Below are 13971 nucleotides of genomic sequence, written 5' to 3' on the forward strand. Positions count from 1 at the left end.
GGCGGACGGGCAGGGTCGGTGCCCCGGTCACCGCGCTGACGCCGTGGCGTGCGGCGTCGGCCCCGGTGGCGTGGCGGGTTCCGCCGACGGGGCCGACGTACCGGACACGGGTGGTGACCGAACGGGTCCGGGGAGACCGGCGTCGCGGGCCGTCACCCGGTCCGACGCGACCCCGCCAGCGGGCCACCAGGACGACCGGTCCTCAGTCCGCGGTCGCGGGTCTGACGAGCGGTGCGTCCCGCGTGAACCTCCGGAACCCGACCCCGTAGTAGAGCTCGCGCGCCTGGGGATGCCCCGGAGCGCCCAGGCAGGCGACCGTCGCGTGGGTGGCCCCGGCCTCCCGCACCAGGCGCATCCCGTACAGGAGCATCGCCCTCGCCAGTCCCCGACGCCGGTAGTCCGGGTGCGTGCCGACCGGCTCGAACTCGGCGGTCCCGTTCACCTCGTCGAGCCACATGATCGTCGAGGACGCCATCGTCCCGTCCGGCGCCTCCGCCAGGATGTGCAGGTCACCGCGGTACCCCGCCGTCCGGCGGACACCCTGGTAGGCCTCGATCGTGTACGCCGAGGGGGCCCAGGCGTCCAGGTGGGCCCGCACCGCGGCCTCCGGCCCCGCCTCGTCGGCGGTGCGGAACCGGAACCCGTCCGGCAGCACCGGCTGTTCCACGTCGGTGAGGTCACGCTCGTTGAGCTGGGTCCAGGACCCGGTGTCGCCGAGCGAGGACGGGTCGGTCACGTAACCGTGCGCCGCCCACCGCTCCAGGGCGGCCTCGTCGGCGGCGCTCGGCAGCACCGTACGTTCGACGCCCGCCGCCGTGGCGTCGTACCAGTCGATCACCTCGTCGACCAGCCCGGCGTGGTCGGGGTGGACCTGGTAGGCCAGGTAGGCACTGGTGACGTCCTTCACCGACCCGTCGCTGAGCCGCACCGTGCGCGGGAGGCGGGCCCAGCCCCACGCCACGAGGTCCCCGCCGGAGAACCACAGCCGGCGGGGCCAGCTCGCGCCGCTGACGGCGTGCCCCGCGCCCCAGTTCCAGGCCAGCTCACCGAACGTCGCGTCGCTGTTCACCAGCTCCGGGCGGGTGGCGGTGACGCGCTGGGCCAGGTCCTGCATGAGTCGCACGTCCGCGGCGGTCACCAGTTCGAGGCTCGTCATGGTGCGTCACTGTGCCAGGGCGCCGTACGGCTGTCGAGTTCTTTTCCGGGGCCCTCCCGTCGCCTCCAGCCGAGCCCCGCGACCGGCCGCGAGGGAACCGGACCCTCCGGGACGGACCACGCGTGGAATGCGTGTCGCCGCCCCGAGCGCGGAAGCCGGGGCCCGGCGCGCCCGGGGCCGTTCGGGGCCTCCCGGGTTCTCCCGGGACGCGCGTCGTCATGGTGGCGGCACACACGGCGGACCGGGGCGCGTGGCTGGGCGGGGAACCCGGCCGAGGCCCCCATTCCCGGGAATGCCCGGACGGTGAACCCGGAGAACCGGGCGGTTCACGCCTGTGGACAACGCCGGAGGGGCGGGCGCGTGGGCACGCGCCCGCCCCTCGCAGAACAGGGCTTTCCATACCGGGCCGCCCCGAACAGCCAGGCCGGTCGGGCCGATCGGACCGGTCAGAACAGCTCGGTCTCGCCCTCCACGATCACGCTCACCTCGCCGGGCGCGTACAGCGACACCTCCGCGACCACGTCGCCGTCACCGACCTCGTCCTCGGTGAGTTCCACCATCCGGCCGCAGACCCCGTCCCCCGAGGCCTCCGGGGGGTCGTTCGGCCCGCGGGACGGCCGGTCCCGCGGCTCGTCCTCCTCGGAGTCGGTGGAGGCGGGCTCCCCGTCGGCGTCGGGGGCGTCCGTGCCGTTCGCCGACCCGTCGCAGGGCTCCTGGACCGGCTTGCGGAAGGCGGCGATCTCCTGGTCGATCCCGGCGAGGGCGTCGCGCAGCTCGCCGACGGTCATCCCCACGGGCTCCATGCCCTCCAGGGCCTCGCCCGGTGCGGTGGCGGCGTTCACGCTCTCGTAGAGCTCCCCCTCCCCGGGCTCCCTGCCGAAGACCACCTCGACCGGGTTGCCGTAGTCCTCCGGGATGCGCACGCCCACGGGGCAGCCCCCGCCCTGGGAGGTGCACTCCCCCGGCGAGGTCACGATCTCCACGTCGCGCTCGTCGGTACCCTCGCCCGCCATGTTGCCGTCGAGGTAGACGAGGTTGCCCACGACGGTGGGCGAGGCCGGGACGAAACGCAGCGTGACGTCGAGGCCGTGCTCGGCGAACTCGGCCGCGTACGCCTCGGCGTCGGCGGTGGGATCGAGCACCTCGGCCACCACCACGCCCTCCTCGACACTGACGTCCAGCACGTCGGCGGCGGCGGGCTCCGGGCCGACCGGAAGGACGGAACCCCCGTCGTCGGCGGGGGCGAGCAGCGCGGTGGCCGCGACCCCGCCCACGGCGAGGGCCGCCGCGACCGGTGCCGCGAGGATCAGGCGCTTCCTGCGGGGGGACAGTGCCATGGTGGTCTCCTGACTCTGGGTGGTGATCAGTGAACGCAGCTCGCGCGCGGCGGGGGCCGCGGGGTCGAGCTGGTGGGACGCGTCCACCTCGGGGCGGAGTCCGGCCACCACGCGGTCGATCGGGTCGTGATTCATCGATCCGCTCCTCTCAGGGACGTGGAACGTTGCGGGTGCGGGGTGACGGCCGAGGAGGAGGTACGGGTTCCGGTCTCCAGACCCGCCTTGCGCAGGGCCCTGGCGAACCGTCCGCGGGCGCGGTGCAGGCGCACGCGGGCCGTTCCCCGTGCGCAGCCCAGGACGACCGCGATCTGTCCCGCGTCGAGCTGCTCCCAGCCCGCGAGGGAGAGGATCTCCCGGTCCCGTTCGGGCAGGGCACGGAACACCTTCCCGACCTCGCCCAGACCGGAGTCGCGTTCCTCGGGCGGGGTGACGGTGACCCCGCTCAGGTCGGCTCTCAGGCGGGCGGCCAGCGCGTTGCGGCGGCGTGCGCCGCGCCGGTGGTTGGCGAGCACGTTGCGCGCCACACCGAACACCCACGGACGTGCCTGGTCACCGGACGGAACGTCGTCGATCCGGGCCCAGACCGCCGTGAACACGTCGGCTACCAGGTCGGCGGCGTGGTCCGGGTCCTCCGTACGGCGTAACAGGTAGCCGAGAACGTCGCCGAACGCGGACTCGTAGAGCTCCTCGAACCGGGCGACGGACCGTTCCCGTGACCGCGCCGGGTGTTGACGGGGCAACGTGCGCCCTCTCTCCTCGTTGGTGGTGCGTCCTACACACCACACATGTCCGGACCCCGCACGGCGTTACGGGTCCGGCCCCGGGAGGTCCGCGGACCGGGGCGGTGACGGCCTTCTCCGGTACGTGTGACGGGGACCGCGAGCCTCGGAACCGCCGCGGAGCGATGACACGAAAGCCCCGGTCACGGGCGATAATGCGTGTGCGGCGGGAGGGACCGGGCAGGCTGGTTGGCGTGTACGGAAATACCCCGGAAATATCCGCACGGCACACTGGTCCTGGGACACTGTGTCCACTCCGACCCCGCACACGCTGGGACGGGACGCGGGCACCGACCGGCATCGAGGAAGGTGGATCTTGAATCGACAGCAGGAATTCGTGCTCCGCACGTTGGAGGAGCGCGACATCCGGTTCGTGAGGCTGTGGTTCACCGACGTGCTCGGATACCTCAAGTCCGTGGCGGTCGCTCCCGCCGAGCTGGAGGCGGCCTTCTCCGAGGGCATCGGTTTCGACGGCTCGGCCATCGAGGGGTTCGCGCGCGTCTACGAGGCCGACATGCTGGCCCAGCCCGACCCCGCCACCTTCCAGGTCCTGCCCTGGCGCAACGAGCCGCACGGCACGGCACGCATGTACTGCGACATCCTCATGCCGGACGGTTCGCCCTCGCCCGCGGACCCGCGCCACGTCCTCAAGCGCCAGCTCGGCAAGGCCTCCGACCTGGGGTTCACGTTCTACACCCACCCCGAGATCGAGTTCTACCTGCTCAAGAAGATGCCCGAGCTGGGCGAGTTCCCCGAGCCCAACGACTCGGGCGGCTACTTCGACCACACGCCGCACAACAGCGCTCACGACTTCCGGCGCAACGCCATCAACATGCTGGAGGCCATGGGCATCTCCGTGGAGTTCAGCCACCACGAGGCCGGGCCGGGGCAGCAGGAGATCGACCTCCGCTACGCCGACGCGCTGACCACCGCCGACAACATCATGACCTTCCGGCTCGTGATGAAGGAGGTGGCGATGGAGCAGGACGTGTACGCCACGTTCATGCCCAAGCCGTTCACGCAGTACCCGGGTTCGGGCATGCACACGCACCTGTCGCTGTTCGAGGGCGACCGGAACGCCTTCTACGAGCCGGGCGCGGACTTCCAGCTGTCCAAGGTCGGCCGCGGGTTCATAGCGGGCCTGCTCCGGCACGCCGACGAGATCACGGCCGTCACCAACCAGTGGGTGAACTCCTACAAGCGCCTGTGGGACGACCCGGCGGCCTCCGCCGGTATGGGCGGCGAGGCCCCCGCCTACATCTGCTGGGGCCACAACAACCGTTCGGCGCTGGTCCGCGTGCCGATGTACAAGCCGGGCAAGTCCAACTCCAGCCGGATCGAGATCCGGTCCCTGGACACCTCCTGCAACCCCTACCTGACCTACGCCGTGATCCTGGCCGCCGGGTTGAAGGGAATCGAGGAGGGCTACGAGCTGCCCCCCGGCGCGGAGGACGACGTCTGGGCCCTGACCGACGCCGAGCGCCGCGCGCTGGGTATCCGGCCCCTCCCCCAGAGCCTGGACGAGGCCCTGCGGATCATGGAGAACAGCGAGCTGGTCGCCGAGACGCTGGGCGAGCACGTCTTCGACTTCTTCCTGCGCAACAAGAAGGCGGAGTGGAACTCCTACCGCCGCCAGGTCACCCCGTACGAGTTGCAGCGGTACCTGCCGACCCTGTGACCCCGTGAGGGCACGGGACTTCGAGCCCCCCTCCCCGGGCGTCCGGGGAGGGGGGCTCGGTGCGTCTCGGGGGCGTTTCGGAGGGCTCAGAGGGTGGAGCCCTTCACGGCCTCCAGGAGGGCGGTCCACTCGCGGCGGTCGGCCTCCAGGTGACCGAGGTGCCGGTTCCGGACGTGGGAGCCGCTCCGCGCGGCGGGGCGGTGCTCACCCGCCCCGGCATGCGGATGGTCACCTTCGCCGGACTCCAGGCGGGCGACCTTCCGCGGAAGTACCTGTGAGGCCCGGAGGCACCGCACGGAGAGCAAAGGCCCCTCCCGGGACGAGGTTCCAGGGAAGGGCCTGCGTTCCGAGACGGCCCCGCCGTCCGCCGTCATCCGCGCCCCGGTGACCGGCGTGCGGATCCACCCGTGCTCAGGGCGTGTACACCTCCGGCCAGGGAGCGGGCTCCATGCCGTCCCCGACGAAGAAGCTCGGGTGCGGCGGCTGGTTGTAGGCGGTGTTCTGCCAGGCGACGGCCACCCGGTACTGGGTGTCGTGCATCAGGGTGGGCATCCGCAGGTCGGTCGGGACGGGCGTTGAGTAGATCCGCAGCGCCCGGTTGTCCTCGGTGCGCCAGACGACCTCCTCACGCCAGTCACCGAGGATGTCGCCGCTCAGCGCCGGTGTGGACTTGGTGCCGTTGTTGGATGCCACCCCGGAGCCGGTCAGCAGCCGGGTGTCACCCCCGGTCCCGTACTCGTCGACGCGGGTGCCGTCCAGCAGTTCCCGCAGCGGGTCTCCGTCCCACCAGACCACGAAGTTCGTCGAGGAGGGCGAGCGAACGCCCAGACGGTCACCCTCGGCGTCGTACACGCCGCTGACGCCGCCCCCGGATACCCAGAACTCCGCGCCCGGGTTGCCCGGCCACACGTCCGCGGCCACACCCCGTCCGGGCCCCTCCTCACCGCTGGCGGTGGGCCTGCGCCAGAGCACATCGCCGGTGGCGGCGTCGGCCACGTAGGCGCCCGCCGCGCCTCCCGTGCGCTCGGTGATCGTGAAGACCTCCAGTCCGGGGCGGCCGGGCAGCAGGTCGCCCACGTGCATGGCGTCCCCGTGGCCGTAACCGGTGGTCCACATACCGCTGCCGTCGTCGTCGACGGCCATCGAGCCGTACATGACCTCGTCACGGCCGTCGCCGTCGGCGTCGGCGATACTCAGCTGGTGGTTGCCCTGTCCGGCCCACTCCGACCCGGCGTCGTCGCTGTCGAAGACCCAGCGTCGGGTGAAGCGTCCGTCGCGCCAGTCCCAGGCCGCGATGACCGAACGGGTGTAGTAGCCGCGCGCCATGATCAGACTGGGCCGCTGGCCGTCCAGGTAGGCCACGCCCGCGAGGAACCGGTCCACCCGGTTGCCGTAGCAGTCGCCCCAGTCGCAGACGTCGCCGCGCCCGGGCACGTAGTCCACCGAGTCCAGTTCGGCCCCGCTGCGGCCGTCGAACATGGTGAGGAACTCCGGCCCGCTCAGGACGTAGCCGTCACCGTTGCGGTGGTCGGCACCGGCGTCGCCGATGACCCGGCCGGTGCCGTCGACGGTGCCGTCAGCCGTCTTCACGGCGACCTCGGCCCGCCCGTCACCGTCGAAGTCGTAGACCTGGAACTGGGTGTAGTGCGCGCCTGCGCGGATGTTGGGTCCCAGGTCGATCCGCCAGAGCCGCTCGCCGCTGAGTTCGTAGGCGTCGAGCAGTACGGGGCCGGTGTGGCCCGACTGGGAGTTGTCCCTGGCGTTGGTGGGTTGCCACTTCAGGACGATCTCGTACTCGCCGTCACCGTCGAGGTCGCCCACGCTGGCGTCGTTGGCGTCGTAGGTGTGGCCGCTGCCGCCGGACGGGACGTCCAGGGGGACGTCCAGGTAGCCGTCGCGCAGCGCCAGGGAGGCCCCGGAATCCTCCCCCTCCCGGCCGTCGACGACGGGCCGGACCGTGTAGCGGGCGTCGGCGGGGGCGCCTTCGTCCAGGTATGAGGTGGCACCGGTGAGGGGTTCCGGGTTGATGCGCGTGGAACCGCGGTAGACGTTGAAGGCGACGTCCTCGGAGTCGGTGGCCGACAGGCGCCAGCTCACCAGGTTGCCCCGCGGGCCGTGCACGCTCACCAGGCCGCGGCCCAACTCCTCGACCTGGCGCCCCTCCCCGGTGGTGGGCGGGTCCTCGTCGTCGGGCGGTTCCTCGCCGGGGGGTTCCTCGGCTTCGCCGGTGCAGACGGTGCCGTTGAGGGTGAAGGAATCGGGGACCTCGGGGGTGCCGTCGTGTGAGCCGTTGAATCCGAAGCTGACCGAGGCGCCGGTGGCGATGGCGGCGTTCCATCCGGCGTCGCCCACGCTGACGCGGTCGCCGGAACCGGAGAACTCGCCGTTCCAGCCGCTGGTGACGCGCTCGCCCGCGGTGAAGTCCCACTCCACGGTCCAGCCGTCGACGGGATCACCGAGGTTGGTGACCGACACGGCGGCGGTGAAACCGCTGTTCCACTGGTTCTGGATGGTGTAGTCGACCTCGCAGCCAGCGGCGGCGGAGGCGGGACCGGACGCCGCGGCGACGAGTGCGGCGCCCGTGGCGAGGGCGGTCGCGAGGGAGGCGCCGCGCCGTGTCCGATGACGGGCGGCAGGGGGGACGGGGGGCATGGGAAGGACACTCCTCACAGCATCCGGCACCGACGTGTCGCGGCGGCCTGGATGCGTCGACGTAGTGGGAGCGCTCCCGGAAACAACAGGAACGTAACACGAGGGGTAGCGACCCGACAACGGCTGTTCCTAAACCGATTTACGTCCGCGCGGAACATCCGATCTCCAGATGACACAGGACGTCCACTCTCCTTTGGTCCGGGAGGTGGGGAAACGGAGCAGTTGGGGATGAAACGTTTCAAGACAGGACACCGCGCCGGTGCGGAGGAAGGTTCCGGGCTCCCCCGCTCCCCGCTCCCCGCTCCCCGCTCCCCGCTGGGAGGATGGACCCGTGAAACCGCGCTCCCGTCCGACGGCGGTGGCCTCCACCGCCACCCTGGTCCTGGCCGCGTCCGCCCTGGTCGCGACACCCGCGACCGCCGGGGTGTCCGCGTCGGTTCCCGGACCGCCGGGGCCGCACGAGGTGCGGTTCGCGACGTTCAACGCCGCGCTGGAGCGCCCCGCACAGGGGATGCTCGCCGAGGAGCTGGCCACACCCGACAGCGTGCAGGCGCGCAACGTCGCCGAGATCATCCAACGCGTGCGCCCCGACGTCCTGCTGGTCAACGAGTTCGACCACGGCGGGTCCGGACCCCGCCTGTTCCAGGACAACTACCTGTCCGTGGGGCGGAACGGCGCCGAGGCCATCCGTTACCCGTACGTGTACACCGCGCCCGTCAACACCGGGGTGGCCTCGGGCGTGGACCTCGACGGCGACGGCGAGGCGGTGACCGAGCCCGGCGGCCCCGGTTACGCCGGGGACGCCTTCGGCTACGGGCTCTTCCCCGGCCAGTACGGGATGGTCGTGTACTCGATGTACCCGATCCTCACCGAGCGGGTGCGCACCTTCCAAACCTTCCGGTGGGTGGACATGCCGGGCGCGCTGCTGCCCACCGACCCGGAGACCGGCGGGCCCCACTACTCCCCCGAGGCCCTGGAGGTCCTGCGGCTGTCCTCCAAGAGCCACTGGGACCTGCCCGTCGACACGGGCGGGAGCCGCCCGATCCACCTCCTGGCCAGCCATCCCACTCCGCCCGCCTTCGACGGTCCGGAGCGGCGCAACGTCGCGCGCAACCACGACGAGATCCGCTTCTGGGCCGACTACGTCACCCCGGGCGCGGGCTCCTACGTCTACGACGACCGGGGGAAGCGCGGCGGCCTGCCCGCCGGTGCCCCGTTCGTCATCGCCGGGGACCTGAACGCCGACCCCGTGAACGGCGACAGCCACCCCGACGCCATCACCCGGCTCCTGGAGCATCCCGCAATCACCGACGTGCGTCCCGCCAGCCAGGGCGGCAGGGGCGCGGCCCAGCGCCGGGACGCGGCCGACGGGGCGCACGCGGGCGATCCGTCCCTGGACAGCGCCGACTTCCGGGACGAGTCCGGTCCGGGCAACCTGCGGGTGGACTACGTACTGCCCTCACGGACCCTCACGGCCCGTGCCTCGGGGGTGTTCTGGCCGACCGTGGACGACCCGCTGTTCCGTCTGACCGGTGACCGCCCCTTCCCCAGTTCCGACCACCGGCTGGTGTGGGTGGACCTGGTCCGGCCCTAACGGGTTGCTGCGCCAGTATTCTCCCCGCTCCAGCACGGACTTTCGTGATTGGTCGCAGAAGGAGTCGGACGGGGTGGCCGCCGAGCTCGACGGCCGCACCCGTCAGACTCTGGGCTGGGCCGCCCCGGCCGGGGCTCCCAACAAGTTCCTCGTTCCAACAGCCGCTTGACAGCAAGGCGCCGAGGCTCGCTACAAGTACAAGATCAGCACAGGTCGAGGCGGTCCGGTGGGCCTTTCGGCCACCGCGCTAGCGGGCGGCCTCCTCCTGGGCGGCGGCCAGCCCGGCGCTGATGACACTGTCCATGATGGCGGCGAGGCGCTCGGCCCCCAGACGCGGGGCGTGGGCGCTCATGCGCTCGACCAGTTCGCGCTCCCGCCGCGTGTCGCGTCCCTCGAAGTAGCCCACCGGCTTGAGCCGCTGCACCTGGGCGGCCACGAGGGCGCGGCGTTCGAGGAGTTCGGCGAGCGCGGCGTCCATCTGGTCGATGCGCCCGCGCAGTTGGTGGATCTGCTCCTCGGGGGAGGCGGGGGCGGGGTGGTGCTCGGACACGGTGACTCTCCCTCGTGTGGGAACGGGCCGGTGACGGCCTGGACGCGGTGCGGCCGTACGTCCCCGCACGCGATGTGCGTGGAGAGCGTGTGGTGGGGCGTCGGCCGCCTGGAGAAACGAAGGGAGCACCGGGCTGCTGCCCTGGTGCTCCGTTGCCGACGACCCCTGGTTGTTCCGCCTACGTGCGAGCGGCCGACGGGGACGTCGGCTGGCTAAACACGCGATAGCGGTGGGTCATGACGGTGATCCTACCGAATCCGGCGGCGAGGGCGCCACACGGTACGGGGGCGTCCACCCGCCGTCAGTCCTCCTGCGCCTCGGGCGCCTCGACCCGGATCATGAGGGCGGTGGCCTCCGCGGTGACCTCGCCGTGGGCGTGGATCCGGCCGGAGACGAAGACCTTGCGGCCCTCCACCCGGTCCACCCGCGCGGTGACCTCCAGCGGGGTGAACAGCGGCGTGGGTCTGCGGTAGTTCACCTCCAGCTTGGCGGTGAGTCCGGGGGAGGTCTCGATCGCGGAGACGCTGCCGACGGCCTGGTCGAGCAGTGCCGCGATCCAGCCGCCGTGCACGAGTCCGGGCGGGCCCTGGTAGATGGTGTTGAGGGTGACCTCGCCGCTCAGACCCTCGGGGGTGCGCTCCAGGGAGAGCGGCGGTGCGACAGGGCTGGTGTCACCGGCGACGATGTTGGTGATGGTGCCGAACTCGGCGTCCCCGCTCTGGAGGTCGCGCTTGACCATGGTGCCGATCTGACGGCGGGAGACGTTGAGCCCGTCGGTGACGCCCTCGACGGTGGCCGCGGCCCGGGCGAGGGTGTCGGTGTCGGCCTCGGTGTTGGCGACGGCGTCGATGAGGTCGTGGACGCGGGCCACGAGGGAACGCAGTTCTGAGGGGATCTGGGCCTGCTCGACCACCGGGAGTCCGAAGGCGCGGGGATCGGGGCGCTCGGTGACCGGCTGCGTGTTGACCGTCATGTGTTCCTCGTCGGATCGGCGTGTGCGCGGGTGGTTGGGGGCACCACCGTCAAACCGAATCCTACTCGGTAGTATTCCGGCGCGATCGGACCGGGCGGTGCGCTCCCTGTCACACCACGCGGAGACAGGAAGCACTCGCGACGGCGTCAGACCAGGTCACGCGCCATGTGCAGGTGCGGAATCCCGGCGTCCAGGAACTCCTCGCCATGGGCGGTGTAGCCGAGTCGGGCGTAGAAACCCAACGCGTGCGTCTGCGCGTGCAGCTCCACCCTGGCGAATCCGCGCTCGCGGGCCCGCTCCTCCACCGCGCGCACCAGCGCGGCACCGGTACCGGTGCCGCGTCCCTTGGGCAGGACCGCCAGACGGCCGAGGAGACCCGCGCCGTCCCCCTGGTCCACGAGACGGACCGTGCCCACGGGAACGCCTCCGTCCAGGGCGAGGAGGTGGTCGGCGGTGGCGTCGCGGGCGTCCCACTCCTCCTCGACGGGCACCTGCTGTTCGGCGACGAACACGGCTCCCCGGATGACGAACACCGCGGCACGGTCGCGCTCGTCCCGTGCCGGGCGGATCTCGATCGTAGTCATCCTCGGAAGGTTAGCCGCGTGGCGGTACCGCTCCCGCCACGGCCCCCTCCGGCCACGGCACCCGTCCCCTTCACCGCCCTCCACCACCCCGGCCGAAGGTCGCCTCCCCGGACGCACGCGCCCTGGCCCATGGCGGGCCGCTCCCTCCGGGGGACGCCGGTTCTCCCGCCGCGGGACACCGGTTCACGCGGTTCCGGAAGCGACCGGGGGCACGGCGGTTCCGCGGCGTCCCCGGTGCCGGCGACCGACCCCGCGCCGACCGCCCGTCGGGACCACCCGTGGCGGGATCCGAGGTGGAACTCCGTACCCTGGAGCCATGGGCATGCCCAGCGACGTTCATCCCCGTGTCGAGGACCCCCGCGCCGAGCGCGCGCGGTACTGGCGCTTCTCCGGGCTGCCCGAAACCGAACTGCTCACCGCGCACTTCATCACCACCTCCTTCACCCGCCACACCCACCCCACCTACACCATCGGCGTGATCACCGGCGGCATCGAGGAGTACGCGCACGCGCGGGGCCGGGCCCGCGTGGGACCGGGTGGACTGGCGGTCGTCTCCCCCGGGGAGGTGCACACCGGCCACGCCGGAGTCCCCGAGGGCTGGAGCTACCGTGTCTTCTACCCCTCCCCCGGGGTGGTGGCGGGCATCGCACGGGAACTGGGCATGCGCGGAACCCCGGCGTTCACCGAGTCCGGTATCCACGCCCCCGAGGCCGCCCGGGTGCTGGCCAGCGCGCACGTGGCCGCCGAACACGGCGACCGGCTGGCCTCCTCCTCCCTGGCCCGTCGGGGCCTGGGCATGCTGCTGCGCTCCCACGGCCGCGAACGGGGAGCCGGGCCGACGCCGCGCACCGCCCGCCCCGAGGTGGAGCAGGCCCGGCGGATCCTGGCCGAGCGCCTGGTGGACCCGCCGACCCTGGAGGAACTCGCCCTCGGGCTGGGCATCGGCCCGTTCGCGCTGTCCCGGGCCTTCCGCGCGGTCCACGGCCTTCCTCCGCACGCCTACCTCAACCAACTGCGGGTGGACCGGGCCCGGTCCCTGCTCGCCTCCGGCCGCCCGGTGGGCGAGGTCGCCGCCGAGGTGGGTTTCGCCGACCAGCCGCACCTGACCCGGCACTTCAAGCGCCACCTGGGAGTTCCGCCCGGCGCCTACCAGCGCGCCCTGCTCACCCCCTGAGCAGCCCGGTCCCGTCCCCGAGGCGGCAAGAACGTTCAAGACCCCGCGTGGTCGGCCCTCCTAGCGTGGGGCGCGTGAAATCCCTTTCTCTCCTGCGCACACCCGCCGTGCGCGACAGCATGGGGATCGGCGTCGCCGTGGGCGCCGCCGGTCTGGCGTTCGGTACCGCGGCGGTGGCCGCCGGGTTGTCCCCGGCGCAGTCGGTCTTCATGAGCCTGTTCATGTTCACCGGGGCCTCCCAGTTCGCCCTGGTCGGTGTGATCGCCGGTGGCGGCAGCCTCGTCGCGGGGTCGGCGGGTGCGCTGCTCCTGGGGGCCCGCAACACCCTGTACGGGCTGCGCCTGGCGGACGTGCTCGGCTGGCGGGGCGCGCGTCGGGCGCTGGCGGCGCACGGTGTGATCGACGAGACCACGGCCTCGACGCTGATCCAGCCCGACCGCGAGTCGGCGCGCACCGCGTTCGTGGCGACCTACGCGGTGCTGGGAACCTTCTGGGTGGCCACGACGCTGGCGGGCTCCCTGGCCACCGAGCGCGTCAGCGACATGGACGCGTTCGGGCTCGACGCGGTGGGCCCGGCGATCTTCCTGGGGCTGCTGTGGCCCCGCCTGCGTGAGGGCGGCGGTCGCACGTGGCTGATCGCGGCCCTGGGCGCGGGCCTGGCCCTGGCCACCACCCCGCTCCTTCCCTCGGGCGTCCCGGTGCTGCTGGCCGCCTCGGCCGCGCTCGTCGCGCTCCTCGGCCCCGACGCCGAGGACGGAGCCCCGCCCGCGTCACCGTCACGTGAACCCTCAGGGGCCGCCTCCGGCTCCGGAACGGACTCCGGGGAGGTCCGGCCATGACCCTGTGGATCACGATCATCGTCACCGCCGCGGGCTGCTACCTGCTCAAGTACGCGGGCCTGGCCGCACCCCGGCGGCTCCTCGACGACCCGTGGCTGCGGCGGTTCGCGACCGCCGTGCCGATCGCCCTGCTCGCCGCGCTGATCGCGGTGGAGGCGCTGCGCGGGGAGGGCCAGGCGCTGGCCTGGGACACCGCGCGGATGGGCGGTCTGGGCGCCGCCGTCCTGGCCCTGGTGCTGCGCGCCCCCTTCCTCGTCGTGATCATCGCGGCGGCGGTGACCACGGCGGGGCTGCGCGCCCTCGGTGTCGGCTGAGGACCGTCGGGGGTTGTCCACAGCCCCCTACCGAAGGCCGTCGCACTGCGGTTTCCTTGGGTGGGGAAGGTGCGTGGCCCGTGCACGGTGTACCGGTCTGTCGACCCCGGCGGGGCGTCCCCCGCCGGGCCCGCGGAACCCCGTCCGGTCCACGCGGCCCCGTCGGCCCGTCTGGGCCATGGCACACCCGTCCCGGCACGCGGGAGCGGACGGGCGGTGCATGTCCCCGTCCCGTGGGAAGGAAGCAGAACGCCGCCGCGGAAACCGACACGTGGTTCCCCGTGACGGCCCCTCCGGGTGGACGGCACCCGGAGCACGCGCGAGCCGGTGAGGCTCGAAGC

Annotated in this window: 12 protein-coding genes and 1 pseudogene; 5 read left to right on the top strand and 8 right to left on the bottom strand. The window is 72.6% G+C overall.

All coding sequences use genetic code 11. From position 1 onward, the window contains the following. The 4 genes and pseudogenes from D455_RS34905 to D455_RS0121125 all read right to left on the bottom strand — a co-directional run. A pseudogene (locus D455_RS34905) lies at window positions 1-187 on the bottom strand (hypothetical protein); the annotation flags it as partial. Window positions 188-202: 15 nt separating this feature from the next. After that, window positions 203-1156, bottom strand: a complete 954-nt coding sequence (locus D455_RS0121115; RefSeq protein WP_017572676.1) for a GNAT family N-acetyltransferase — start codon at window positions 1154-1156, stop codon at window positions 203-205. A gap of 446 nt (window positions 1157-1602) precedes the next feature. Further along, window positions 1603-2628, bottom strand: a complete 1026-nt coding sequence (locus tag D455_RS0121120) for a hypothetical protein (RefSeq protein ID WP_017572677.1) — start codon at window positions 2626-2628, stop codon at window positions 1603-1605. Then, a complete protein-coding gene (locus D455_RS0121125; protein ID WP_017572678.1) occupies window positions 2625-3233 on the bottom strand; it encodes an RNA polymerase sigma factor in 609 nt (202 codons plus the stop codon). Before D455_RS0121125 ends, D455_RS0121120 begins: the two co-directional genes overlap by 4 nt. A gap of 355 nt (window positions 3234-3588) precedes the next feature. On the opposite strand from D455_RS0121125, the gene D455_RS0121130 reads away from it, so the two are divergent. After that, window positions 3589-4950, top strand: a complete 1362-nt coding sequence (locus D455_RS0121130; protein ID WP_026122846.1) for a glutamine synthetase family protein — start codon at window positions 3589-3591, stop codon at window positions 4948-4950. Between the two features lie 411 nt (window positions 4951-5361). Here the strand turns inward: D455_RS0121130 and D455_RS0121140 are convergent, their stop codons facing one another. After that, window positions 5362-7602: a rhamnogalacturonan lyase family protein gene (locus tag D455_RS0121140; protein ID WP_017572681.1), complete on the bottom strand. Its 2241-nt coding sequence runs from the start codon at window positions 7600-7602 to the stop codon at window positions 5362-5364. Between the two features lie 331 nt (window positions 7603-7933). On the opposite strand from D455_RS0121140, the gene D455_RS0121145 reads away from it, so the two are divergent. Next, entirely contained in the window at window positions 7934-9196 is a 1263-nt protein-coding gene (locus D455_RS0121145; protein WP_017572682.1) for an endonuclease/exonuclease/phosphatase family protein, read from the top strand. Between the two features lie 247 nt (window positions 9197-9443). Here D455_RS0121145 and D455_RS0121150 read toward each other — a convergent pair whose 3' ends face one another. The 3 genes from D455_RS0121150 to D455_RS0121160 form a co-directional block, all read right to left on the bottom strand. Continuing rightward, window positions 9444-9746, bottom strand: coding sequence for a chorismate mutase (locus tag D455_RS0121150; protein ID WP_017572683.1), 303 nt, complete (start codon window positions 9744-9746; stop codon window positions 9444-9446). Between the two features lie 301 nt (window positions 9747-10047). After that, window positions 10048-10719: a PaaI family thioesterase gene (locus tag D455_RS0121155; protein ID WP_017572684.1), complete on the bottom strand. Its 672-nt coding sequence runs from the start codon at window positions 10717-10719 to the stop codon at window positions 10048-10050. A gap of 146 nt (window positions 10720-10865) precedes the next feature. Beyond that, complete coding sequence (locus tag D455_RS0121160; protein ID WP_017572685.1) at window positions 10866-11303, bottom strand: GNAT family N-acetyltransferase; 438 nt, start codon at window positions 11301-11303, stop codon at window positions 10866-10868. A gap of 316 nt (window positions 11304-11619) precedes the next feature. On the opposite strand from D455_RS0121160, the gene D455_RS0121165 reads away from it, so the two are divergent. The 3 genes from D455_RS0121165 (at window position 11620) to D455_RS0121175 (ending at window position 13630) form a co-directional block, all read left to right on the top strand. Then, window positions 11620-12477 carry an AraC family transcriptional regulator gene (locus tag D455_RS0121165; RefSeq protein WP_017572686.1) on the top strand — a complete coding sequence of 286 codons (858 nt, stop codon included), beginning with the start codon at window positions 11620-11622 and terminating at the stop codon, window positions 12475-12477. A gap of 107 nt (window positions 12478-12584) precedes the next feature. Continuing rightward, window positions 12585-13316: an AzlC family ABC transporter permease gene (locus D455_RS0121170; RefSeq protein WP_017572687.1), complete on the top strand. Its 732-nt coding sequence runs from the start codon at window positions 12585-12587 to the stop codon at window positions 13314-13316. Next, window positions 13313-13630 (top strand): AzlD domain-containing protein, encoded by a 318-nt coding sequence (locus D455_RS0121175; RefSeq protein ID WP_017572688.1) that lies wholly within the window; start codon window positions 13313-13315, stop codon window positions 13628-13630. The genes D455_RS0121170 and D455_RS0121175 overlap by 4 nt, the downstream gene beginning before the upstream one ends. Window positions 13631-13971: the final 341 nt, after the last annotated feature.

It is taken from the genome of Nocardiopsis halotolerans DSM 44410, assembly GCF_000341065.1.
GTDB classification, from domain to species: Bacteria; Actinomycetota; Actinomycetes; order Streptosporangiales; family Streptosporangiaceae; genus Nocardiopsis; species Nocardiopsis halotolerans.